Source organism: Amycolatopsis suaedae, assembly GCF_004214935.1.
In the GTDB taxonomy this organism is placed as follows: domain Bacteria; phylum Actinomycetota; class Actinomycetes; order Mycobacteriales; family Pseudonocardiaceae; genus Amycolatopsis; species Amycolatopsis suaedae.
Window position 1 is genome coordinate 342,112 of sequence record NZ_SFCC01000007.1, and the last position, 23,657, is coordinate 365,768.

Sequence of the window (23,657 nt, forward strand, 5' to 3'; positions counted from 1 at the left end):
AGTTAACCGGCGAGTAACACCAATGCCGGTGTTGGACACGGAGGTTTGTTGCCGTGCGCGAATACAGCGCCCCCGCTGGCCCGAAGGTCGACCAGGACGAGAACCTGGCCGATGTCGTCTGGGCGAACGCCGAGCGCTTCGGCGACGTGATCAGCTTCCGTCGGCAGGTCGACGGGTCGTGGCTGGACGTCACCGCACGGGAGTTCGCCGCCCAGGTGCTCGCCGTGGCGAAGGGCCTCGTTGCCGCGGGCATCGAGGCGGGCGACCGGGTCGGGCTGATGTCGAAGACCCGCTACGAGTGGACGCTGTTCGACTTCGCCATCTGGGCAGCGGGCGGCGTCACCGTCCCGATCTATGAGACGTCGGCCGCCGAGCAGGTGCACTGGATCCTGTCCGACTCGTCCGCCAAGGCGGTCATCGTCGAGACCGCCGAGCACGCCGCCACGCTGGGCGGGGTCCGCGGGCGGCTGGGTGAGCTGGCTCACGCCTGGCAGATCGAGGGCGACTCCCCCGCGGTGGAGACGCTCACCGCGCTGGGCAAGGACCTGTCCGACGACGACCTGCACAACCGCCGCCGTTCGGTCCCGGCCGACGCGCTGGCGACGATCGTGTACACCTCGGGCACCACCGGGCGTCCCAAGGGCGTCGAGCTGACCCACCGCAACCTGCTGGCCGAGATCCGGGCCGACATCGCCGCCTTCCCGCAGCTGATGGAACAGGGCAACTCGCTGCTGGTCTTCCTGCCGCTGGCGCACGTGCTGGCCAGGGCCATCGCGGTCACCGCGCTCAGCGCGCGGGTGACGCTGGGGCACACGGCCGACGTCAAGAACCTGGTCGCCGACCTCGGCACGTTCCGGCCGACGTTCGTGGTCGCGGTGCCCAGGGTGTTCGAGAAGGTCTACAACAGCGCGAAGCAGAAGGCCCACGGCGACGGCAAGGGCAAGATCTTCGACGCCGCCGAGGCGACCGCCGTCGCCTACAGCGAGGCCCGCGACGGCAGCGGGCCGGGGCTGGGGCTGAAGGTCAAGCACGCGGTGTTCGACAAGCTGGTGTACAGCAAGCTGCGGGCCGCGCTGGGCAGCCGGTGCGTGGCGGCGGTGTCCGGCGGCGCCCCGCTGGGTGCCCGGCTGGCGCACTTCTTCCGCGGCATCGGCGTGCCCGTGTTCGAGGGTTACGGGCTGACCGAGACCTCGGCCGCGGCCAACGTCAACACCCAGTCGGCGTTCAAGGTCGGCACGGTCGGGCGGCCGGTGGCCGGGACGTCGGTACGCATCGCCTCGGACGGTGAGGTGCTGGTGTCCGGCGACGTGGTGTTCCGCGGCTACTGGAACAACGCCGACGCCACCGCGGAGTCCCTGCGCGACGGCTGGTTCCACACCGGCGACCTCGGCGAGCTCGACGACGAGGGCTTCCTGCGGATCACCGGCAGGAAGAAGGAGATCATCGTCACGGCGGGCGGCAAGAACGTCGCGCCCGCGGGCCTGGAGGACACGCTGCGGGCGAACCCGCTGATCAGCCAGGCGATGGTCGTCGGCGACCAGCGGCCGTTCATCAGCGCGCTGGTCACCATCGACGAGGAGTTCTTCCCGGCCTGGAAGTCGCAGAACGGCAAGCCGGAGGACGCGAGCGTCGCCGACCTCGCCGGCGACTCCGACCTGCGGGCGGCGATCCAGGCGGCGATCGACGAGGCGAACGGCATGGTGTCGCACGCCGAGCAGATCAAGAAGTTCACCATCCTGCCCAAGGACTTCACCGAGGCGGGCGGCGAGATCACGCCGAGTCTGAAGCTCAAGCGCAACGTGGTGACGAAGAACTACGCCACCGACATCGAGACGCTCTACACCGCCTGACGCCGTCAGCCGGCGCGCGGCGGCAGGTTGGCCTCGATGCCGTCGAGGAGCAGCGTGATGCCGTGCTCGAACCGTTCGTCGGCGTCGCGGAAGCGGGCTTCGGACACGATGCGGGCGAACATCGGGTACTTGCCGGTGCCGAGCACGTGCTCGACGTAGGCACCCATCGCCGTCTGCAGTTCCTCGTGGGTCATGCCGCTCTGCTCCAGCATCTCGCGCTGGGCCAGCTCGGAGCGGACGAAGCCGTCCGCCCACGACATGACGATCCCGAACGTCTCCATCATCTCGTCGGTCGTCATGCCCAGACCGTCGACAATGGACATCGCGTACTCCATGCCGCGCAGGGTGTTCGGCCCGAGCGCCATGCCCTTCGCCATCAGCCGGGGTAGCCAGGTGTGCGTCAGCACCAGCGTCCGGTGGTCACGGATGCAGGCGGCGAGGTCGGTCCGCCAGTCGCCGGTCTTGTCCGGCAGGGCGTCCTCACCCATCACGTAGTCGATCATGAGCTCGTGCAGCTCGTCCTTGTTGTGGACGTACCGGTACAGGGTCATCGCGCCGGTGCCCAGCTCGGTGGCGACGCGGCGCATCGACACCGCCTCGATGCCCTCCTTGTCGGCGATGGCGACGGCAGCCGCGGCGATCCGTTCGCGGCTGTAGGTCGGCGCGGGCCCGCGCGCCGGGCGCTCCGGCCGCATCCAGATGTCCCACGGTCCGCCCGTGTTCTCGGCTGCCAAGCCGTGTCCTCCATCACTCGTGAAACCCAGTTGCGTACGTCGTACTCGGTTGTTTAGTCTAGCATTGCGTACGACGTACTCAGTCTACGTTACGAAGGGAGGCGGAGATGGGGACTCCACAGACAGAACCAATCGTGACAGCGCGGGGGTTGCGCAAGCGGTTCGGCACCACCCAGGCCCTCGACGGCCTGGACCTGAGCATCCCGGCGGGCACCGTGTACGGCCTGCTCGGGCCGAACGGGGCGGGCAAGAGCACCGCGGTCCGGGTACTGGCGACGCTGACCCGGCCCGACGAGGGCTCGGCCGTGGTGGCCGGCCACGACGTGGTCCGGCATGCCGACGAGGTGCGCAGGAAGATCGGCCTCGCGGGCCAGCACGCCGCGCTGGACCAGGAGCTGACCGGCAGGGAGAACCTGCGCATCTTCGGCAAGCTGTTCCACCTGAGCGGCAGGCAGGCCAGGGCGAGGGCGGACGAGCTGCTGGAGCGGTTCGACCTCGCCGACGCGGGCGACCGGCAGGTGAAGACCTACTCGGGCGGTATGCGCAGGCGGCTGGACCTGATCTCCAGCCTGATCATCTCGCCGACGGTGCTGTTCCTGGACGAGCCGACGACCGGCCTGGACCCGCGCAGCCGCACGGAGATCTGGGAAACCGTGCGCAGGCTGGTGGCCGACGGCACCACGGTGCTGCTCACGACGCAGTACCTGGACGAGGCCGACCAGCTGGCGGACAACATCGCCGTGATCGACCACGGCAAGGTCATCGCCGAGGGCAGCCCGGCCGAGCTGAAGTCGCGTATCGGCGGCCGGATCGACGTGGTGGTCGGCCCGGAAACCGACCTGGGCAAGGCGGCCGTGGAACTGGCCGCCGTCACCGGGACGGAGCCGGACACCGATCCCGACGAGCGCAGGCTGTCGGCGCCGACCGGGGACGAGGCGGTCAGCCTCGCCGCCGTGCTGCGGCGGATGGACCAGGCGGGTGTCGATGTCGAGGACATCGGCAAACGGACGCCCACGCTCGACGAGGTCTTCCTCGAGCTGACCCGCAAGCCCGCGAAGGAGGTGCGCCGATGACCGCCCCGGTCGAGGTGAGGCAGCCGTCGAAGCTGCGTTACGTGCTCGGCGACGGCATGACCGTGCTGCAGCGCAACCTGCTCAAGCTCAAGCACAGCCCGGGGCAGATCGTGGCCTCGCTGGCGTTCCCGCTGATCTCGGTGGTGCTGTTCGGCTACGTGTTCGGCAGCGCCATCCCGATCGGGGACGGCGCGAACTACCGCGAGTACCTGATGCCGGGCCTGTTCGCCATGAGCGCGGTGTTCACCCTGATGGGCTCGCTCACCGTGGTGGCGAAGGACAACGGGCTCGGCGTGATGGACCGGTTCCGGTCCATGCCGATGGCCCGCTCGGCCGTCCCGTTCGGACAGACGGCGGCCGACCTGCTGACCGGTATCGCGAACATCATCGTGATGGCGCTGGTCGGCCTGCTGTTCGGGTGGACCACCCACAACGGGATCGGCCAGACACTGGCCGGCTTCGGTGTGCTGCTGCTGTTCCAGTTCGCGGTGTCGTGGGCGGGCGTCTACCTCGGCGCGCTGTTCAAGAACGAGGAGACCGCGGCGCGGATCGGCCCGGTGCTGATGCCGGTCACGATGATCTCCAACGTGTTCGTGCCCACCACCGGCATGCCGGACTGGCTGGCCACGGTGGCCGACTGGAACCCGGTCAGTGCGGTGACCGCCGCACTGCGGGTGCTGTGGGGTAACCCGGGCGTGCCCACCGGCGCGGACGTCCCGTGGCCGCTGGCACACCCGGTCACCACCACGGTGGGCTGGTCGATCCTGCTGCTGGTGATCTTCGTTCCGCTGGCGGTACGCAAGTTCCGCACCGCCGGCCTGTAGATCCCGGGGGACGCAGCCGGTGCCGGGGCCGTCGGGGGCCCGGCACCGGCTGTCGCTATTTCGTCCCGGCCGCCCAGGCGGTGACCACGTCGTCCAGCACGGACAGCGGTAGCGCTCCGCTGCCGAGGACGAGGTCGTGGAACGCCTTGAGATCGAACCGGTCGCCCATCGCCCGCTCGGCCGCGGCGCGGACACGCTGGATCTCCAGCCTGCCGACCATGTAGGCCAGCGCCTGTCCCGGGTAGGCGATGTAGCGGTCGACCTCGTTGCGGATGTCCACTTCGGACATCGGGGTGTTCTCCATGAGGAAGTCCACCGCCTGCTGCCGGGTCCATCCCTTGGCGTGCAGGCCCGTGTCGACGACCAGCCTGCCTGCCCGCATCGAGTCCATCGACAGCATGCCCAGCAGCGCCACGTCGTCGGAGTACAGCCCCATCTCGTGTGCCAGCCGCTCGGAGTAGAGGCCCCAGCCCTCGATGTAGGCGTTGAAGTCGCCGATCTGCCGGAGCAGCGGCAGGTGGGTCAGCCCCTGCGCGATGCTGATCTGGAAGTGGTGGCCGGGAACGGCCTCGTGGAAGGCCGTCGCCTCGGCGGGGTGCCGCAACCGCTCGGTCGCACGGTAGGTGTTGGCGAAGTACGTCCCCGGCCTGCTGCCGTCGGCGGTCGGGCGGATGTAGTAGGCCAGCGGTGCCCCGGGCTCGTCGGCAGGCGGTACCGCCTCGACCACGCACGCCTGGGTGGGCACCCGGCCGAACCACCGTGGCGCGACCGCTTCCGCGCGCGCGACCGCCTTGCGGGCGCTGTCCAGCATCTCCTCCGGGCTCTCCCAGCGCAGGGCCGGGTCGTTGCGCAGCCGCTCGAAGATCTCGGCGAGGTCGGCCGTGCCGAACACCCGGGAGCCGATCTCGGCGTACTCCTCCCCCAGCTTCGCGATCAGGTCCAGCCCGGTCGCGTGCAGGTCGTCCGGCGTGCGGTCGGTGCTGGTGTGCTTGCGGGCCAGCAACGCGTAGATCCGCTCACCGCCGGGCAGCCAGCACACGCCGGGCTTCTCGGCGGGCCTGCCGTGCGGGGCGATCTCGGTGGCCAGCGCGTCCCGGTAGGCGGCGAATGCGGGCCGCACGACGTCGGCCAGCAGCCGCTCCCGCTCGGCGGCGAACGCCTGGCTCGGCGCCGGCTGACGCAGCAGCGGATCCGTCTCGGGCGCGCCGAGGTAGCGGTCCAGGTGCGCGACCGCCGCGTCGACCAGCGGGCGCACCGGCGTGCGACCGCCGGCCACGCCCGCCCGGTGCCGGGCGAGTGCCTGCTCCAGGTACGCCGGAATGGCGGCGAGCCGGTCCAGGTGCACCCGGCCCGCTGCCTCGTCGGGTACGGGAAGCATCGGCAGGGCCGTCAGCAGGCCGGCCGCGGGGCCGATGAACAGGTCGGTCACCGTGAACTCGGCCATCAGGCTGTCGATCTGGTCGGTACCCGCCTCGGCGAGGCTGAGCAGGACGGCGCGCGTGGTGCGGTCCTCGGCGTCCAGGCCTTCCGGGTCGATCGCCCTCGCCCGGGCGGCCAGCTCGGTCAGCCGCTCCCGGTGCCTGCGCTCGCCCTCGGCCGACACGTCGGCGAGCCCACCGCGGGTCAGGTCCAGCCCCAGCAGTGCCGGCAGGATCGGCTCGGCCTCGAACATCAGCTCGACGAACTCGTCGGCAAGAGCGGTGACGGTCACTCGGTCCTCCCCTTCGTTGGATGACCCCGCCGAGGATAGGACGTGACCGGCCGGTCTGTCCGCCGGAAAACGGCCGGACACGTGGTCCAGCGAGCCGTTCCCACGGCCGCGACGGCGAGGCGGTAGCGTGCCAGCCGTGGCCGTGACCGATCCCGCTGACGCTCGCCTGCTCGCCGCCCTGGCCGAGATGGGCAAAGCCGCGGTGCACGAGCTGGCCGCGCAGGTGGGCATGGACCCCAGGGAGGTCGCATACCGCCTGGTGGCACTGTCCGGCAGCGGCCTCCCGCTGCTGGTCGGTGTCGAGAGCGACCCCAACGGCCTGCGTGCCGCCCTCGGCGGGCCACCACCCCGGCCCGGCCCGCCGGGTCCGCCGGGCCCGCCGCCGAACCTGGTCGCCGGCGGCCCGTCGGGACCGCACCAGGTCAACACCGGCCCGCCCCGGCCGGGTCCGCCGCCACCGCCCCCACCACCGCAGCAGCCTCCCCGCGGGCCCGTGCACGGCACCCCCAGCGGGGTCTACTCGGTGCAGGGCACGCCGTCCGGCCGCTACCCCGGCCCGCCGCCACAGCAGCCGCCGATGCCGCCCCGGCCCGCTCCGCAGCCGCCGGCGGCCCAGCAACCCGTCGCGTTGGACCCTGTGGTCAGCACCTGGGGTCCGCCGCAGGTGTCATCGTGGGCCAGGGGCGACCAGCCGTCGCGCCCGCCCAGCGGGTCGGCACCCCTGCCACAGGGCAAGCGGACCGGGTCGACCGGCGACGTGCTGGACACCATCGGCCTGGAGGGCGAGCAACTGAGCATCCAGCTGCTGGAGGTCCAGGACCCGGCTGATTTCCTGTTCAGCGCGGCCGGTTATTCACTCGCCGAGGGCGAACGGTCGGTCGTGGTGCACACCGAGATCACCAACAAGGGCCAGATCCCATTCCTTTCGCTGCCGGACAACTATCTGGAACTGGTGACCGACGACGGCAAGGCCGTCGCCAAGGCACCGGTCTCACTGACCTCGCGCCCGCCACACCGCATCGGGGTGCAGCCGGGTGAGACGGCGGGCGGGCACACCGTGTACGTCCTGCCGGACGCTACCCGGGTGGTCTCCGTCCGCTGGAACGCGCGCCCGGAGGCCGACGAGCGCTCGCTGACCTGGTCCATCGAGGACTGACACCAGCCGCGTCTCTTCCACCGCCTACCCGCGTCGGCCCACGTCGAGCCCCGGTCGTTGTGTCCACTGTGGTCTTCATCTGTCTTCTCCTCCCCGTTCGCCCGCGCCGCCGGTGGGGGCGCGGCTGGTTGAAGTACAGCGCGTGCCCCGGCCGTCCGGCATCCGACTAAAGGCGAGAAATGGTGTCGCGAAAGTGGCAGAAATCCCGGGCCGGAAATCGACGAAATGCGGATGGCACGCCCCGGCCCGGTCCGTAGCGTCATCGGTGTTCGCAGCGGACAACGCGTTGATTGACAACTACAGAGTGAGCGACAGCCGGGCCGCGCTCGCGCTCTCCCCACTCCGGGTCTCGGGGGTTTCCGGAGCGGGGAGAGCGCGGGTCACTCGGCTCGTAACAGCTCCAGGGCGTGTGCCAGGTCGTCGGGATAGTCGGCGGAGAACTCCACCCAGCGGCCGTCGGCCGGGTGCGCGAAGCCCAGTGTGTGGGCGTGCAGCCACTGCCTGGTGAGCCCCAGCTTGCGTGCCAGCACCGGATCGGCGCCGTAGGTGAGGTCGCCGACGCACGGGTGCCGCATCGCCGAGAAGTGCACCCGGATCTGGTGCGTGCGCCCGGTCTCCAGCTTGATCTGCGCCAGCGAGGCCGCGCGGAACGCCTCCACCACCTCGTAGTGCGTGACGCTCGGCCTGCCGGTGGCGACGACGGCGAACTTGTAGTCGTGCCGGGGATGCCGGTCGATCGGGGCGTCGATCGTGCCGCGCATCGGGTCCGGATGGCCCTGGACGACGGCGTGGTAGCCCTTGTCCACCGTGCGTTCCTTGAACGCCCGCTTCAGCACCGTGTAGGCGTGCTCGCTCTTGGCGACCACCATCACCCCGGTGGTCCCCGCGTCGAGGCGGTGCACCACACCCTGCCGCTCGGCCGCACCCGAGGTGGACACCCGCACCCCGGCGGCGGCGAGCCCGCCGACCACGGTCGGCCCGGTCCAGCCCGGGCTCGGGTGGACGGCGACCCCGACGGGCTTGGAGAGCACCACGATGTCGTCGTCGGAGTGCAGGATCCGCATGCCCTCCACGGCGACCGGCTCGACCCGCTGCTCCCCGCCCGGCTCCGGGAGCGTCACCTCGAGCAGCCCGCCCGCGCTGAGCCGGTCGGACTTGCCAGCGGGCCTGCCGTCCAAGAGCACGTCGCCCGCGGCGGCCAGCTCGGCGACCGCCGTACGGGACAGGCCGAGCAGCTTCGCCAGGCCGGCGTCGACCCGCATCCCGTCCAGCCCGTCGGGGACGGGGAGCATGCGCGCGCTCATGCGGTCGCCTTCTTCCTCGGTGCCCTGGTCGTCCGCCCGTCGTACTCCTTGCCGAGCAGGGTCAGGACGACGACCAGCACGCCACCCACGCAGATCGCGGAGTCGGCGACGTTGAACACCGGCCACACCTCACCGTCGGGCGAGAACAACGACACGAAGTCGACCACGTGACCCCGCAGCGGACCGGGCGCACGGAAGATCCGGTCGACCAGGTTGCCCAGCGCCCCCGCCAGCACCAGGCCGAGGCCGACGGCCCAGCCTGCCGAGCGCAGCCGCCTGGCGAACCACACCAGCACCACCACGACGGCGGCCGCGATCAGGGCGAGTACCCAGGTCATCCCCGTGGCGATCGAGAACGCGGCACCGGGATTGCGAACCAGCTGCAGGTAGGCGAGCCCGCCGAGCACCGGTATCGGTTCGCTGCCCTCCAGGGTCGCGGTCACGATGATCTTGGTGATCAAGTCGAGGACGAACGCCGCCGCCGCGACCACCGCGAGGACGCCCACCCGCCGTCTCGGCAGGGCCTGCGCCACGCTCTCGCCGTCGGACGGGGCCCCTCGCTCGCTGCTCACCCCGTCATTGTCCCCCGGCCGGTAGACCGGACGCGGCCGGTCCCCTGGTCACGAGCGCGGCGAGCGCTCCGGCCAGCAGAACGGCCGCCGCCGCTACGACGGCGAACCGGCCGTCCAGCGCCACCGCGGCGGTGGCGAAGGCCGGGGCGATCAGGGCGAGCAGCACGCTGCGCTCGAACCACGCCAGCACGGCCAGCGCCCCGGCTGGCAGCAGCACCACACTCTCCGACGTCGACAGAACCGACAGGGTCAGTCCCACGACGAGCACGACGGCGACGAGGCAACACCACCCGGCCACCCGGCGCGCCGTTCCCGCCGAGAAATAGGTGGCCGCCGCGGTTACCAGTGCCAGCCCTGTCAGTGGCAGGACTCCGTTCACCAGCACGGCGCCCGTGAGCGAACCGCTGACACTCCCGCCGAGCGCGACCAGGACGATCGCCGGAACGCAGGCCGCGAGCACCGCCACCAGCCGGCCGGGCCGGACCGCCTCACCGGCCCGGCGGCGCCCCACGGCGTACCAGGCCAGCGACGCGACGAGGACCAGCGCGAGCCCGGTCGCCGCCCAGCCGGGGACGTTCCAGGACAGCGGATCGCCGGGCCCGTACCGGGCGAAATCCGGTAGCTGATCGAACTCGGTGAACACCGCGACGCTGTACAACGCGCCGGGGTTGAGCATCGGTTCCCCGCGATTCTGCGGGACGTAGGCGAACCAGCCGTGGTCGGCCGCCGGTACCGCCAGCAGCGTGCCGAGCAGCAGGAAACCCAGCAGGGCCAACGGGAACCAGTAGTCATGTCGCGTACCGGACACCGGCTCGCGCACGTGAGTCACCCCCAGCGAACGGAAGGCGTCATCCTCCCGCAGGAACGTCGAGGGCCGCAAGGAAATCGGGCAGCCGCCGGGAGTCGGCAGTGGGCTCCCACCGCCCGTCACGCTTGACGTAGTCCGCACGGGCGCCGCGGGCCACGATTTGCCGCAGCGCCAGCACGAGCCGGTCGACGTGCTCGGCGGTGTTGCCCAGCCCGAGACTGACCCGCACCGCCTGGGTCCCGCTGCCACCCGCCACGCCGACCAGCCGTGCGGTGGCCACGTGGGCGCAGAAGGCGCCGTCGCGCACACCGATGCCGTACTCGGCCGACAGGACGGCAGCCAGCCAGCCCGGTTCGAAGCCGTCCACGGTGAACGCGACCGTGCCGACGCGGTCGGCATCGGTGTCGAACAGTCGCAGCTGCGCCAGACCGGGGACGCCGTCGAGGCCGGTGACGAGACGGTCGAGCAACTCGGTCTCGTGCCTGCGGATGTCGTCCCAGCGTGCCGACAGCGTCGCGCAGGCAACGCCGAGCGCGTAGGCCCCGACGGTGTTGGGCGATCCTGCCTCGTGCCGCTGCGGCCCGGTGTTCCAGGCGACGCCCAGCTCGTCACCGCGCCGGACGACAGCCCTGGTCGCACCGCCTCCGGCGAGATAGGGAACGCCGCCGTTGAGCCAGTCTCCGCGGCCGACGAGTGCCCCAGCACCGTAGGGCGCGTACAGCTTGTGGCCGGACAGAGCGACGTAGTCGACGTCCAGCTCACGCAGCGACACCGGTCGGTGCGGGGCGAGCTGGGCGGCGTCGAGTGCCACCCGGGCACCGTGCCGGCGGGCGACGGCGGCGATCTCGGCGACCGGCAGCACCTCGCCGGTCACGTTGGACGCGCCGGTCACCACGACGAGCCGGGGCCCCTCCGGACAGTCCGCGAGCGCACTGTCCACAGCGGACACCGCGGCCAGCCGGGTGCGCGGGGTGGCGATACGCCGGACGTTGGGCCCGCGCCAGGGCAGCAGGGCGGCGTGGTGCTCCGTATCGAACAGCACCACCGACGTGCGGGGCGGGAGGCTGCGGGCGAGCAGGTTCAGCGCGTCGGTGGTGTTGCGGGTGAACACGACGGCATCCGCGGGGCGGGCGTCGACGAACCGGGCGACGGCCTCGCGTGCCCGTTCGTAGACGGCGGTGCTGACCTTGGAGCAGTACCCGGCCCCGCGATGGACGCTGGCGTAGTACGGCAGGAACTCCTCGACGGCTTCGCGCACGCGGGCCAGGCTCGGTGCGCTGGCGGCGTGGTCGAGATTGGCGTAGCCGACCCGCTCGCCGGTGACCAACGGGACGGGCTGGCCCGCACCGACGACGGCGGGCACGGTGGAGTCCGCGACGCGGCGCGGGGTGATGGTGTCGAGCGTGATCGTCATACCGGCTCCTCGGCGGTCCTGGGACCCGCGAGGGTCCGCGCTTGCCCGCCGCACCTCGCGGCGGACCAGGTCCTCACCCGGGGCACCCCACCGCGGAAGGAGGGTTGCCGGCCAGCGAGCCGGGGCTTGGCGCTGGCACTCATGACCTTGTCCCGCACCGTAACCGATCACCTGTGGGCAGCGCCAGCGGCTGCCCACAGGCTGGGACGGGGCCTAGCCCTCGTACCGGAAGCGGCCGGGCAGCTCGACCGTCTTGCCGGTGCTCACCTCGGTCGCCGTGCCCGCGTACTGCTCGCTGCCCTCGGTGAACCGCCAGCCACCGAACGTCTTGCCGGTCACCGCCTCGCCGACGGCGTCCGCCACCTCCGTGGCCAGGCGGTCGTAGGACACCCCGTCCCAGTTGCCCGCGGCGATCGGGTCGGCCGAGCGGGCAGCCGCCGCGCCCAGCGTCCAGAGCGTGAAGTGGACGTGCGCACCACTGCTGCTGCCGCCGCAGGGCAGGGCGTTGCCGATGTTGCCGAGCGGTGTGCCCGGCTCGACACGCTGTCCGTCGGTGACGGTGATGTTCTCCATGTGGTAGTACCCGGTGCGCCAGCCACCTTCGTGGTCGATCGTCACCCAGTCACCCGCCGAGCAGCGCTGGATGGAGACCGTGCCGGCCAGCGGCGCACGAACCAGCTCGTCGCGCGGGTTGAGGTCGATGGCGTTCTTCACACCTGACCGTCCGTTGTCGGAGTGGATTCCGGCCGAGCCGACCACCTGTCCGGCGGCGAACGGCAGGCTGAACTGCGGGAAGGCGGCCGCCTGGGCGGTCGGGGCAACCAGCATCCCGCCGGCGAGCACAGCGGCAGCGGCCAGCGTGCGGCCCGAGCGGGCCTGGAAAACGGCAGGCAGTGTCACAGCAGGTGTCTCCTCTGCGGCAGAACTCCCCCAAAAGGACTAACTCGATCGAGCGGACTGTAAGCCATTCGGTCTCATTAGTGAATACTTCTGGTAAGAAAACCGCAAACAACCTGCTCCACCGGTGGAAATCAGGCGCCGGATTCGCCCTTCCACCTGGCCAGCCGCCCGGCCCGGTCCACGGCACGCAGCCGCCGCTCGGTCGCGGCCCGCACGTGCTGCGTAGCGACCACCAGCAGCTGGTCGTGTTCCTGCAGCCGGCTGGTCGGCTGCGGGGTGAAGCCCTTGCCGCCACGGACGACGAGGCTGACCGAGGCACCCGCGGGAAGCCGCAGCTCGGACAGGTAGACGCCGTGCATCCGGGACCCGGCCTGGATCCGCACCTGCAGCAGCTCGGCCCCCAGTTCGTCCAGGGGTGCCGAGTCGACCTGGATCTCCTTGGGCTCGTCGCCCTTGGCGAGCCCGAGCCACCGGGCCAGCGGGGACAGGGTCGTGCCCTGCACCAGCGTGAGCACGATGACCAGGACGAACACGGCATCGACGAGCTGTTCGGCACCGGGCACGCCCTGTGCCAGCGGGATCATGGCGAGCACAATCGGCACGGCACCGCGCAGCCCGGCCCAGGACAGGAACACCCGTTCTCGCCAGGGCACCCGGAACGGCAGCAGGGACACCAGCACCGACACCGGCCGGGCGACGAGCAGCACGACCGCACCGGCGATCAGTCCGGGGATGACGGCATCGAGCAGCCGCCCGGGCGAGGCGAACAGGCCGAGCAGTACGAACAGGCCGATCTGCGCCAGCCAGCCGAGCCCCTCGGCGAACGACAGCGTGTCCGACCGGTGCGGCAGCCGCGAGTTACCCAGCACCACGCCCGCGACGTAGGTGGCCAGCAGCCCGGACGCATGCACCAGCTGGCCCGACGAGTAGGCGACCACGCAGACGGCGACGGTGGCGAGCGGGTACAGGCCGGTCGCGGGAAGCGCCGCCCGCCGCAGCGCCGCGGCCCCCAGCCAGCCGAGCACCACGCCGATGACCAGGCCGGCGCCGAGTTCGTAGATCACCAGCAGCGGCAACGTCCAGTCCACTGTGGTGCCGGTGGCGAGCACGACGACGGCGATGTAGGCCGGCGCGTCGTTGATGCCGGACTCCAGTTCCAGCGTCCCAACCAGCCTCCGGCCGATGCCCGCACTACGCAGCACGGAGAACACCGCGGCCGCGTCGGTGGAGGCGAGCACCGCTCCCCACAGCAGCGCCAGCCGCCAGTCGAAGTCGAGCAGCCAGCGCAGCGCGGCGGCGGTGACTGCGACGCTGACCACGACGGCCACTGTGGACAGTGCGATTCCCGGCCAGAGCGCCGGCTTCACAGCCTGCCAGCGCGTGGTCAGCCCGCCCTCGGTGAGGATCATCACCAGCGCGGCGAGCCCGAGGGCCTGGGTGAGGTCGGCGTTCTCGAACTGGATTCCCAGTCCGGATTCGCCCAGCAGGACCCCGATCCCGAGATACAGCAGCAGCGACGGCAGTCCCACCCGCACGGAAAGGCGGACCGCGAGTACCGCGGCGAGCAGGACGGCCGCACCTGCACCGAGCACGACCGGGAGTTCGCCCACACCGTCCTCCCCTCGTCAGCTCGATTTTAGTCGAGCCGGACGGCGGTCGGCGCACCGGTATGTACCGCGATGTCCACTTCGGACGGCAGCTCAGCCGCCGGCGAGGAACTTCCCCGCCACGGCGAGCGCGGGCGCCGACGCGTTCCCGCCCTCCACCAGCACGGCGAACGCCACGTCACCGCGGTAGCCGGCGAACCAGCCGTTGGCCTTCGCCGCGTCACCGACCTCGGCGGTGCCGGTCTTGCCGTGGACGGCACCGTTGGAACCCAACGACTTCGCGGTACCGGCGGTGACAACTTCACGCATCATCGCCCGAAGTGGACCGAGAACGGACGGCGCCGGCGGCTGGTAGCCGGTGTTGACGGTCGTCTGTGCGCTGCGCCACAGCTTCGGGGTGACGGCCTTGCCACTGGCCACTGTGGCCACCATCACCGCGAGCCCCAGCGGGCTGGCCAGCACCCGGCCCTGGCCGATCGAGGCCTCCACCGCCTCCGCCTGCCCCCGCGGCTGCTCGACCGTGCCGAGTTCGGTGTCGACGCCGGGAACGGAGAAGTCGGCGCCGAGGCCGAGCTTGTTCGCGGCCTCGACGAGAGCGTCCGGCGGCAAGCCCGCGGCGACGGAGGCGAAGGTGGTGTTGCACGAGTGCGCGAACGCGGTGTGCAGCGGCGACGGCGGCAGGGAGAACCGGCCGTCGTTGGGCAGCGTCCGCTGGCCGATCCGGATCTCGCTCGGGCACTGCAGCACGGCGTCGGCACTGATGCCGTTGCTCAGCGCGGCGGTGGCCGTGGCGATCTTGAACACCGAGCCGGGAGCGTAGAGCCCGGTGAACGCCTTCGGCTCGATCCCGGCCGCGTTGTTCTGCGCCACGGCCAGCAGCTCACCGGTGGAGGGCTGCAGCGCCACCAGCACGGCGGAGCGCTCGACCGAATCCACGGCGGCCTGCGCCTTGGCCTGGATCGCCGCGCCGATGGTCGAGGCGGGCGCCGCCTCCGCCGACGGATCGGCACCGAACACGGTCTCCACCACCGTGCCGCCGCTGTCGACGACCGCGATCCCCCAGCGCTGACCACCCTGGTCCTGGACGGTCCTCGCCAGGCTGTTGGTCAGTAACGTGGGCGCCTTGTTCCCGGCGGGCAGCAGGCTGGTGCCCTGCCAGACCAGCAACGGCGCGCCGTCCCGGTCGACGGCGGCGGGCTGACCGTCGGTCCCGCGGACGACCAGCCGCCTGCCCTCGTCGAGTTTCGGGTGGATCAGCGCGGGCTTCCACCGCACCAGCCAGCCGTCACCGGAGCGGACCAGCTCGATTTCGTTGTCGTAGGTCCACGTCCGCTGCCGCGCCAGTGTCCAGCCCACCGTGAACCGGCCGGTGACCCGGTCGGCACCGGAACCCACCTGGTTCAGTCCGGCCGTCACCGCCGTGGCACCGAGCTCGGTCCGGGTCGCCGCCAGCGCGGCAGCGGCCGCCGTGGGGTTGTCGGTGAGGCTGCCGGCCAGCGTGGTGTCCCCGCCGGCGAACGCCGACAGGAAGCGGGTGGCGACGTCACCGGCCGACGGCTGCGCGGCGCCGTCGGCGGCCGGTGGGCCGGACTCGCCCCGCAGGATCACCACGGCCGCCACGACGATCGCCACCACCAGGACGGCCGCTCCCGTCAGGACACCACGTCTCCAGCCAGGACTCACGCCGGAGACGTTACCCCGCCTTCGTCACGGACACGGTGACCTTGTCGCCGTCGCCGACCGAGCCGGTGAAGCCGTCCGGCACCTCGCCGTAGGACACCGCCGTGGCGAGGGTCTCGCCCGCCACGAACGACTCGTGGGCACGCACCGCCTCGACCACCTCGGCAGGCGCGTCCACGGTCACCGTGATCCGGTCGGCCACCTCCAGGCCGGCGTCGCGGCGAGCCTGCTGCACGACCCGCACCAGGTCACGGGCCAGGCCCTCGGCGGCCAGCTCGGCCGTCACCTCGGTGTCCAGCAGGACCAGGCCGGCCCCGCCGGGCAACTCGGCGGCCGCGCCGCCTCCGGCGGCGACGAGCTTGCGCTCGAACTCACCGTCGAGCAGCTCGATCCCGGCGGCCACGACCGCACCACCCTCGGCGGTGGACCAGTCGCCCGCCTTGACCGCCTTGATCACCTTCTGGACGTCCTTGCCCAGCCGCGGGCCGGCGGCACGCGCGTTGACCACGACCTCGAAGCTGCCGTGTGCCGCGACGTCGCCGGTCAGCTCCACCGACTTGACGTTGACCTCGTCCCGGATGATGTCGGTGAACCGCCGCAGCGTCTCCACACCGCCCTCGGCGGACAGGGCCACCAGCAGCCGGTTCAGCGGCAGCCGCACCCGCAGCTTGTTCGACTTGCGCAGCGACAGCGCCGCCGAGCACACCTGCCGCACCTGGTCCATCGCGTGGACCAGTGCCGCGTCGGCAGGCAGTTCACTCACACCCGGCCAGTCGGTCAGGTGGACCGACCGCTCGCCGGTCAGCCCCCGCCACACCGCCTCCGTCGTCAGCGGCAGCAGCGGCGCGAGGACCCGGCAGGTCACCTCGAGCACCGTGTGCAGGGTGTCGATGGCGTCCCGGTCACCCGACCAGAAGCGGTCCCGGGACCGGCGGACGTACCAGTTGGTCAGCACCTCCAGGAACTCCCGCACCGTCGCGCAGGCCCCGGCGACGTCGTAGGCGTCCAGTGCGCTGCCCACATCGGTCACCAGCTCGTGGGTCTTGGCCAGCACGTAGCGGTCGAGGACGTGCTCGGAGTCGGTACGCCAGGTACCCGTCACCCCCTCGGCGCCCGCGTACAGCGCGAGGAAGTAGTACGAGTTCCACAGCGGCAGCACCGCCTGGCGCACGGCGTCCCGGATCCCGCGGTCGGTGACGATCAGGTTCCCGCCGCGCAGGATGGGGCTCGCCATGAGGTACCAGCGCATGGCGTCCGAGCCGTCACGGTCGAACACCTCGTTGACGTCCGGGTAGTTGCGCAGCGACTTGGACATCTTCTGCCCGTCCGAGCCGAGCACGATGCCGTGCGAGACGCAGTGGGTGAACGCCGGCCGGTCGAACAGGGCGGTGGCGAGCACGTGCAGCAGGTAGAACCAGCCGCGGGTCTGCCCGATGTACTCCACGATGAAGTCGCTCGGGTAGTGGTGCTCGAACCATTCCGCGTTCTCGAACGGGTAGTGCACCTGGGCGTAGGGCATCGACCCGGAGTCGAACCAGACGTCGAGCACCTCGGGGATCCTGCGCATCATCGACCGGCCGGTCGGGTCGTCCGGGTTGGGCCGGACCAGCTCGTCGATGTATGGCCGGTGCAGGTTGTCCAGCCGGACGCCGAAGTCGCGCTCCAGCTCGTCCAGCGAGCCGTAGACGTCGGTGCGCGGGTAGTTCGGGTCGTCGGACTGCCACACCGGGATCGGCGTGCCCCAGTACCGGTTGCGGGAGATCGACCAGTCCCTGGCGTTGGCCAGCCACTTGCCGAACTGCCCGTCCTTGACGTGCTCGGGGTACCAGGTGATCTGCTGGTTCAGCTCGACCATGCGGTCCTTGAACTCGGTGACCGCGACGAACCAGGACGACACCGCCCGGTAGATCAGCGGGTTGCGGCAGCGCCAGCAGTGCGGGTACGGGTGCTCGTAGGTCTCGTGCCGCAGCAGCACGGCGCCCTGCCTGCCTGCCGAACCGGTGCCGTTCTTGAGGTCGCGGATGATGTTCGGGTTGGCGTCGAACACCTGCTGCCCGGCGTAGTCGGGCACTTCCGCGGTGAACCGGCCCTTGGCGTCCACCGGCGTGACCGGCGTGATCCCGGCGGCGTCGGTGACGGCCTTGTCCTCCTCACCGTAGGCGGGCGCGATGTGCACGACACCGGTGCCGTCCTCGGTGGTGACGTAGTCGGCGGACAGCACCCGGTGCGCGTTCTCGTGACCGGCGAAGTAGGGGAACGGCGGGGCATAGCGGGTGCCCAGCAGGTCGGTGCCGGTGTAGGTGGCCAGCACCTCCGGCTCCTCCCCCAGCTCCTTGGCGTAGGCGGCGAGGCGGGCCTGCGCGAGCACGAACCGGCCGCGTTCGGTGGCCACGTGGACGTACTCGACCTCGGGGTGCACGGCGGTGGCGAGGTTGGCAGGCAGCGTCCACGGCGTCGTGGTCCAGATCAGCAGGTGGGCGCCGTCGAGGTCGGAGTCGTTGCCCTCCAGGCGGAAGCCGACGGTGACGGCCGGGTCCTGCCTGCTGACGTAGACGTCGTCGTCCATCCGCAGCTCGTGGTTGGACAGCGGCGTCTCGTCCCGCCAGCAGTAGGGCAGCACCCGGTAGCCCTCGTACACCAGGCCCTTGTCCCAGAGCTGCTTGAACGCCCAGATCACCGACTCCATGTAGGTGACGTCGAGGGTCTTGTAGTCGTTGTCGAAGTCGACCCAGCGGGCCTGGCGGGTGACGTACTCGCGCCACTCGTTGGTGTAGCGCAGCACCGACTCCCGGCAGGCGTCGTTGTACGCGGCGATACCCATCTCGTCGATCTGGGACTTGTCGGTGATGCCGAGCTGCCGCTCGGCCTCCAGCTCGGCGGGCAGGCCGTGGGTGTCCCAGCCGAACCGGCGCTCCACCCGCCTGCCGCGCATGGTCTGGTAGCGCGGGACGAGGTCCTTGACGTAGCCGGTGAGCAGGTGGCCGTAGTGCGGCAGGCCGTTTGCGAAGGGCGGGCCGTCGTAGAAGACGTACTCGTTGGCGCCGTTCGTCCCGGCCTCGCGGTTGTCGATGGTGGCCTGGAACGTGCGGTCGGACTCCCAGTAGGCCAGCACGTCCCGCTCCACGGCCGGGAACGACGGCTGGGACGGGACCGAACCGGCCGTCCCCGCAGACGGGAACGCTGCCTTGGGGTACATCGGGTGCTCCTCGCGGTGTCGTCGCTCGTCTGCCGACGGGGACGAAGACACGGCCATGCGGCCGCGTTTCCGCGGTACCACCCCGCTTGCCCGCTGACGCGGGCCGCTTCGTTGGACGGCTGTGACGGGCCGCACCCGTCCGGTTCTACTGAGGACCCTCGGGGTCCCGTTCTTCCGGAGGCTCCCCGGTGATGGCCGGATCGACGCCGTGTACACCCAGGGTAAACCCCCGCCGCAAACCGTTTCCCACGGAGCCCCCCCGTTCCCGGTTAGAGTCGGCAGCCATGACGATCATGGACGCGCCGTGAAGGCATTCGCGCTGCCGGTGATCATCCTGGTCGTCGTCGGCGGCGTGACCGGCCTGGGGTTCGTTGCCGGACTGGGCGGGACGGCGATCCTGGCCGGGCTGACCGCCCTGTTCTGCCTCATCGCCGCGTTCGGCGGCACCCTCCGCGGCGACCTGCGGCTGCTCGCCGGTTTCGCCCCGGCACTGGTGCTGGGCGCCGGGGTCCCCCGGCTGCTCGGCGAGGTCTCCCACTGGCTGGCCATCGCCGTGCTGGTGCTCGTCGTGTTCGCGGCCGGGCTGGTGCCGGCGCTCGGGCAGCGTTACGTCACCGTCGGGCTTGGCCTCGGTCTCGCCTCGGCGTTCGGCTACGGCTTCCAGCTGACCGGCTCGGCGAGCCCGCCGCAGGTGCTGGGCGCGCCGGCACTGGCGGTGGCGGTCGCCGTCGTGATCCGGGTCCTGGCCGGCCTACGGGACCCGGCGGGTCCGGCCAGGAAGGCGCTGGCGGACGCGCTGACCGGCGAGGCGGGCGCGGCCGACCGGGCCGCCCGGCTGTGGCTGACCGAACGGCCTCGCCGGTGGAGCGCACGGGTCCTCGGCGAGACGCTGCGGTACCGCGCGGCACGCGACGTCCTGGACGACCGCAGGCACAGCTTCGGCGACGCGGCCGGTTCCGTCGAGCGGTCCCTCGCCGCCGCCGACGAGGAGGCCGCCCGGATCGCCGAGCTGGTACGCGCGAGGTCGGCACCGGCGGACACGCAGGAGCCGGCCCGGCCGGGCGTCCCCGGCGGCCTGCCCGGAGCCAGCGGTCGCTGGCTGGACACCGTGTGGTCGTCACTGGACGCCGTCCGCACCGCCGCGACCGAGCGCGACGAGTCCACAGTGGACCTGCCGAAGTCGTTGCGGCGCCGGGTACTCGCCGGAGAGCTACGGGGCGCGCTGTCCTGGCGGTCGGCCCAGCTGCGGCACGCCGTGCGGGTGGCGCTCGGCATGGCGATCGCGCTGAGCGTCGCCACCTTGCGGCCGGGTGACCCGCTGACCGTCTCGTTCCTGATGACCACGTTCGCCATCATGCAGCCGGAATGGCGCGACAGCCTCAGCAAGGCGTGGCAGCGGGTCGCGGGCTCGCTGGGCGGCGCCGTCGTCCTCGCGCTGGTGATCTGGCTGGCCCCGCCCGCGGCGCTGCTGGTGATCGGCGTGGCCGCGCTGCTGGTCGGCATCCCGATGATGACCAGCAAACCGATGGTGTTCAACGGGTGCGTGGTCCTGATGAGCGTCGGGGTCAACGCCACCAACCGGCACCTTGACCCGGCGCCGGTGCTCGTCGAGTACCTGCTGCTGATCGCCCTGGCCGTGGTGATCGGGCTGCTGTTCGGGTTCGCGGCCGTGCCCGGGGTACGCAAACCGGGTGCGGCGGAACGGTTCACCTCCGCCGTCGACGCCACCCGCACGCTCTACGACACGCTCGCCGGCGTCCTGCGGGGCGAGACGTCCCGCCCGGCGGCGGCGCCCGCCTTCCGGCACGCGGCCCGTGCCCAGCAGGATCTGCTGGCCGACGAGCCCGGTGGCACACCGCCGTCCGGCACCGAGCGGGAGAAGGCCGAGCAGGCGGCCGACGCCCTGCGCGGGCTGTACACCAGCGCGATCGCGGCCGCCCTGCCCGGATCCCGCAACGCCGCACTGGCCGGCGCCGTCGCCGGCGTGGCCGCCGCGCTGCCGCCGGCCGAGCCGGACGTGGACCGGCTCGCGGCGCACCGGGACGAACTGGACGGCGAGCAACGCCTGCTGCTGGACACCATGCAGGCGGATCTCGTGGTGCTGCACCGCACCGCGCCGTAGGTGCTACGAACTCTCCGGGATCGTCGGGTCGTCGACCTCGGGGCCGACGCCGGCCGCGCTGACCGCCCGGATGTAGAACCGGTACTGGGTGCCGATCTCCAGCCCGCGCACCCGGTACTGGCGCGCCGACGCACCCACGGTCGCCGAGCCCGAGCCCTCGCCGGGTTTGCCGTCCACGTTCCAGCGGATGCGGTACCCGGTGATCGGCGACCCGTTGGCGGTAGCCGGTTTCCAGGTCAGCAGCGCGGTCGCGTTGCCGTCCGGTTCGGCACCGAAGCCGACCGGCGCACTCGGTGGGTCCTGCGACCGCGGCGTCACCGCGGCGGCCGTCGAGCCCTGGCCCCGGCCGGCGGAGTTCTGCGCGGTGACGGTGACCGTGTAGGCCGAGCCGTTGGTGAGGCCGGTGAGCGTGGTGCTGCGGGCGCCGGCACCCAGCGGGCGGCTACCGCTGCCCGCACTGGACGTCCACGACACGTGGTACGCGGTGACCGCGCCGCCGTTGGGACTGGCAGCACCCCAGTTGACGGTGATCCGGGCATCGCCGGCGGTGGCCCGCACCCCGGGAGGCGCGCCCGGCGGGCTCGCCGGGACGGCCACCCGCTCCGCAGGCGGTGTCTGCCGTGGCTTGGCCGGTGTGCGCGGGCGTTCCTGCTGCCGGGGCGCGTCGGCCTGCGGTGGCGGGCCCGCGGAAGGCGCCGTCTGCGGCGGAGCGGCGGGTGGCGCGGCGGGCGGAGCGGCCGGAGGCGGTGGCGCCGGACGGCCCTGACCGGTGACGTCGACCGGGGTGACCTGGCCCTCGCGGTCGACCACCAGGACATGCCCGCCGTCCGCGGAATCCACGTAGACCCGGGAGTCCTCGCCCCGCGACAGCCGGCTCGGGCCCGGCGGGACCGGCGTGCTCTCGCGCAACCGGCCACCGCCGTCGTAGGTGTGCACCGTGGACTTCGCGCGGTCCACCACCACGGCCGTACGCCCCGAGGAAGCCACGTCGGCGTACTCACCGGGCGGCAGGTTCACCACCACGGGCTCGGCCGCCGGACGGCTCCGGTCCAGGCCCGCGGTGTCCACCAGGTACATGCGGTGCGCGGCGGGATCCAGCACGGCCACCCGGCCGTCGATGTCGGTGGCGGCCAGCCGGGCCGTGGGCGGCACGTCGACCCCCAGCCCGGTGCCCTCCCCCAGGCCACCCGCGCCGACCGGGTACATCATGTCCGCCATCGTGTCGACGAACACCGGCCGGTCCCCGACCACCGTCAGCCCACCGGGGTGCCGCGACGGCGCCGCGGCGGGACAGGTCAGCTTGTCCGCGCCGGGCCGCAGCTCGCACAGCAGCCCGGTGTCGATCTGGTGCAGCCACAGCGAACCGGCGCTGGTGACGACCGGCTGGCCGAGCTTGCCCCCCGCGGCCAGGGTCAACGGCGGATCGCCGGGACGCACGACCTGACCGGCCTCCCGGTACACCAGGTAGGGGCCGCCGCGGGCCTCCAGCGCCACCGGCATCTCGTTGACGGCCGCGCCGGTGGAGCCCTCCACCGTCAGCGTGGACTTGCCGAACTCGGACACCCGCGACGGGCCCACGACGTAGGCCTTGGTCTCACCCTGCGCCACGATGCTGCCCGGCTCGGCATCCACGTCGGCCTTGGCGTCGACGTTGCCGCTGCCGTCGATATGGAACGCCGCACGCAGCACGTGGTTGTAGACCCAGTGCCCCGCCTGGGCGAGGTTCAGCCCCGGCCCCGGTGTCGCCGCACCGGTGACGGCCAACGCGACCAGCGCGACACATCCCAGTACCGCGATCCCGGCGGGCACACGGCGCCGCCACCGTCGCCGCGCGTCCCGCGCGTCGGAGGTCCCCACGTCCTTCCCCGGCATGGACGTAGCCTACGCCCCGAGGTCCACGCGAGGTACACGCTCGCGCGCGGGCGGCTACTTGCCGGCTTTGCGCTTGCGGCCGCTCTTGTCGCGGTGGCGCGTGGCCAGGGTCGCGTCGGGACCACAGCGCGCACACGGGGTGAAGCCGAGATCACGAGCCTCGGCCACGGCGATCGGGATCGTGTCGCGGTCGGCGAGCCAGGCACAGCCGGCGAGGTGGTAGCGCGGGTACTCGTCGACGACCAGCACCTCGACGTCCAGCTCGGAGATCACCAGCAGGTCGGAGGCGTCGGTGTCCTCCTCACCGGGGTCGCCCTCGTCGGCGGGCGGTTCGGCCTTCTCGCCGGCGTCGTCCCCGTCGAGTTCGCCCGAGGCCGGCAGCAGCGTGGTCTGTGACTCGCCGGGCTTGTCCTCGTCCTCGACGGGAAGCTCACCCTCGACCCGCCCGGCGGTGTCCTCGGCTGCCTCGTCCGCCGAGTCGTCCTCGACGGCCTTCTCGGCCTTCTCGGGCTCCTCGGCCGCCGCCGCCCGGCGCTTGCGCCTGCGGTAGTTCTCGACCAGGAGCGCGACGCCCGCGACAACGGAAAGACCGATGGAGATCCACGCCCACAACGAGTTGGCGGTGATCAGCGCCGTAACCAGCAACCCGAGGGCAACCAGCAGCAGGAGGAGAACGATGTAAAGCACGCTGAATTACAACACGTACACGCAGAGACAGCATCTCCGACCCGCCGGGCGCGGCAAAGCCACCTTCACCCCGCTGGAGGAGGTGAAGGTGGCTGCTGCGCTTGGTGACCTTCGGGGAAGAAGCGTTACCGCGTCGAGTTCGGAGAG

17 protein-coding genes and 1 riboswitch are annotated in these 23,657 nt (G+C 71.9%); of the genes, 5 read left to right on the forward strand and 12 right to left on the reverse strand.

The window, feature by feature from the left end; genetic code table 11:
- The first annotated feature begins 53 nt into the window (after positions 1 to 53).
- Positions 54 to 1,850 (forward strand): AMP-dependent synthetase/ligase, encoded by a 1,797-nt coding sequence (locus EWH70_RS16115; protein ID WP_130476204.1) that lies wholly within the window; start codon positions 54 to 56, stop codon positions 1,848 to 1,850.
- A 5-nt stretch (positions 1,851 to 1,855) separates the two neighbouring features.
- Here the strand turns inward: EWH70_RS16115 and EWH70_RS16120 are convergent, their stop codons facing one another.
- Complete coding sequence (locus tag EWH70_RS16120; protein WP_240687005.1) at positions 1,856 to 2,584, reverse strand: TetR/AcrR family transcriptional regulator; 729 nt, start codon at positions 2,582 to 2,584, stop codon at positions 1,856 to 1,858.
- Positions 2,585 to 2,691: 107 nt separating this feature from the next.
- Between EWH70_RS16120 and EWH70_RS16125 the strand changes: the two genes are divergently transcribed.
- Together EWH70_RS16125 and EWH70_RS16130 are read left to right on the forward strand one after the other, a co-directional pair.
- Positions 2,692 to 3,657, forward strand: a complete 966-nt coding sequence (locus EWH70_RS16125) for an ATP-binding cassette domain-containing protein (protein ID WP_130476205.1) — start codon at positions 2,692 to 2,694, stop codon at positions 3,655 to 3,657.
- Positions 3,654 to 4,481 (forward strand): ABC transporter permease, encoded by an 828-nt coding sequence (locus EWH70_RS16130; RefSeq protein ID WP_130476206.1) that lies wholly within the window; start codon positions 3,654 to 3,656, stop codon positions 4,479 to 4,481. The genes EWH70_RS16125 and EWH70_RS16130 overlap by 4 nt, the downstream gene beginning before the upstream one ends.
- A 55-nt stretch (positions 4,482 to 4,536) precedes the next feature.
- Here EWH70_RS16130 and EWH70_RS16135 read toward each other — a convergent pair whose 3' ends face one another.
- The gene (locus EWH70_RS16135; RefSeq protein ID WP_130476285.1) at positions 4,537 to 6,153 is read right to left on the reverse strand and encodes a DUF885 domain-containing protein; all 1,617 of its coding nucleotides are present in this window, start codon (positions 6,151 to 6,153) and stop codon (positions 4,537 to 4,539) included.
- 175 nt (positions 6,154 to 6,328) lie between these two features.
- On the opposite strand from EWH70_RS16135, the gene EWH70_RS16140 reads away from it, so the two are divergent.
- A complete protein-coding gene (locus tag EWH70_RS16140) occupies positions 6,329 to 7,348 on the forward strand; it encodes a DUF4352 domain-containing protein (RefSeq protein WP_130476207.1) in 1,020 nt (339 codons plus the stop codon).
- Between the two features lie 380 nt (positions 7,349 to 7,728).
- On the opposite strand, the gene EWH70_RS16145 is transcribed toward EWH70_RS16140, so the two are convergent.
- The 8 genes from EWH70_RS16145 to ileS form a co-directional block, all read right to left on the reverse strand.
- Complete coding sequence (locus EWH70_RS16145; RefSeq protein ID WP_130476208.1) at positions 7,729 to 8,652, reverse strand: RluA family pseudouridine synthase; 924 nt, start codon at positions 8,650 to 8,652, stop codon at positions 7,729 to 7,731.
- Positions 8,649 to 9,224 (reverse strand): signal peptidase II, encoded by a 576-nt coding sequence (gene lspA, locus EWH70_RS16150; protein WP_130476209.1) that lies wholly within the window; start codon positions 9,222 to 9,224, stop codon positions 8,649 to 8,651. The genes EWH70_RS16145 and lspA overlap by 4 nt, the downstream gene beginning before the upstream one ends.
- Positions 9,225 to 9,228: 4 nt before the next feature.
- Complete coding sequence (locus EWH70_RS16155) at positions 9,229 to 10,044, reverse strand: hypothetical protein (protein WP_130476210.1); 816 nt, start codon at positions 10,042 to 10,044, stop codon at positions 9,229 to 9,231.
- A gap of 28 nt (positions 10,045 to 10,072) precedes the next feature.
- Positions 10,073 to 11,446, reverse strand: coding sequence for an aminotransferase class V-fold PLP-dependent enzyme (locus EWH70_RS16160; RefSeq protein WP_130476211.1), 1,374 nt, complete (start codon positions 11,444 to 11,446; stop codon positions 10,073 to 10,075).
- Positions 11,447 to 11,478: 32 nt separating this feature from the next.
- A riboswitch (SAM riboswitch) is annotated at positions 11,479 to 11,593 on the reverse strand.
- A gap of 66 nt (positions 11,594 to 11,659) precedes the next feature.
- Positions 11,660 to 12,346 carry a M23 family metallopeptidase gene (locus tag EWH70_RS16165; RefSeq protein WP_240687006.1) on the reverse strand — a complete coding sequence of 229 codons (687 nt, stop codon included), beginning with the start codon at positions 12,344 to 12,346 and terminating at the stop codon, positions 11,660 to 11,662.
- Between the two features lie 131 nt (positions 12,347 to 12,477).
- Positions 12,478 to 13,956, reverse strand: a complete 1,479-nt coding sequence (locus EWH70_RS16170; protein ID WP_130476212.1) for a potassium/proton antiporter — start codon at positions 13,954 to 13,956, stop codon at positions 12,478 to 12,480.
- A 90-nt stretch (positions 13,957 to 14,046) separates the two neighbouring features.
- Positions 14,047 to 15,636: a penicillin-binding transpeptidase domain-containing protein gene (locus EWH70_RS16175; protein ID WP_130476213.1), complete on the reverse strand. Its 1,590-nt coding sequence runs from the start codon at positions 15,634 to 15,636 to the stop codon at positions 14,047 to 14,049.
- Positions 15,637 to 15,646: 10 nt separating this feature from the next.
- Positions 15,647 to 18,829: an isoleucine--tRNA ligase gene (ileS, locus tag EWH70_RS16180; RefSeq protein ID WP_130476214.1), complete on the reverse strand. Its 3,183-nt coding sequence runs from the start codon at positions 18,827 to 18,829 to the stop codon at positions 15,647 to 15,649.
- A gap of 304 nt (positions 18,830 to 19,133) precedes the next feature.
- Here ileS and EWH70_RS16185 point away from each other — a divergent pair, with 304 nt between their 5' ends.
- Entirely contained in the window at positions 19,134 to 20,951 is a 1,818-nt protein-coding gene (locus tag EWH70_RS16185; protein WP_130476287.1) for an FUSC family protein, read from the forward strand.
- A 3-nt stretch (positions 20,952 to 20,954) separates the two neighbouring features.
- On the opposite strand, the gene EWH70_RS16190 is transcribed toward EWH70_RS16185, so the two are convergent.
- Both EWH70_RS16190 and EWH70_RS16195 read right to left on the reverse strand, forming a co-directional pair.
- Entirely contained in the window at positions 20,955 to 22,823 is a 1,869-nt protein-coding gene (locus EWH70_RS16190) for a fibronectin type III domain-containing protein (RefSeq protein WP_130476215.1), read from the reverse strand.
- A 54-nt stretch (positions 22,824 to 22,877) separates the two neighbouring features.
- Positions 22,878 to 23,510 (reverse strand): hypothetical protein, encoded by a 633-nt coding sequence (locus tag EWH70_RS16195; protein WP_130476216.1) that lies wholly within the window; start codon positions 23,508 to 23,510, stop codon positions 22,878 to 22,880.
- Positions 23,511 to 23,657: the final 147 nt, after the last annotated feature.

Excerpts from the sequence above, each read along its gene's own strand:
- EWH70_RS16135 (WP_130476285.1), bottom strand. The coding sequence starts at position 6,153 with ATGTTCGAGGCCGAGCCGATCCTGCCGGCACTGCTGGGGCTGGACCTG.
- EWH70_RS16125 (WP_130476205.1), top strand. The coding sequence starts at position 2,692 with ATGGGGACTCCACAGACAGAACCAATCGTGACAGCGCGGGGGTTGCGC.
- EWH70_RS16130 (WP_130476206.1), top strand. The coding sequence starts at position 3,654 with ATGACCGCCCCGGTCGAGGTGAGGCAGCCGTCGAAGCTGCGTTACGTG.
- EWH70_RS16145 (WP_130476208.1), bottom strand. The coding sequence starts at position 8,652 with ATGAGCGCGCGCATGCTCCCCGTCCCCGACGGGCTGGACGGGATGCGG.
- EWH70_RS16160 (WP_130476211.1), bottom strand. The coding sequence starts at position 11,446 with ATGACGATCACGCTCGACACCATCACCCCGCGCCGCGTCGCGGACTCC.
- EWH70_RS16190 (WP_130476215.1), bottom strand. The coding sequence starts at position 22,823 with ATGCCGGGGAAGGACGTGGGGACCTCCGACGCGCGGGACGCGCGGCGA.
- ileS (WP_130476214.1), bottom strand. The coding sequence starts at position 18,829 with ATGTACCCCAAGGCAGCGTTCCCGTCTGCGGGGACGGCCGGTTCGGTC.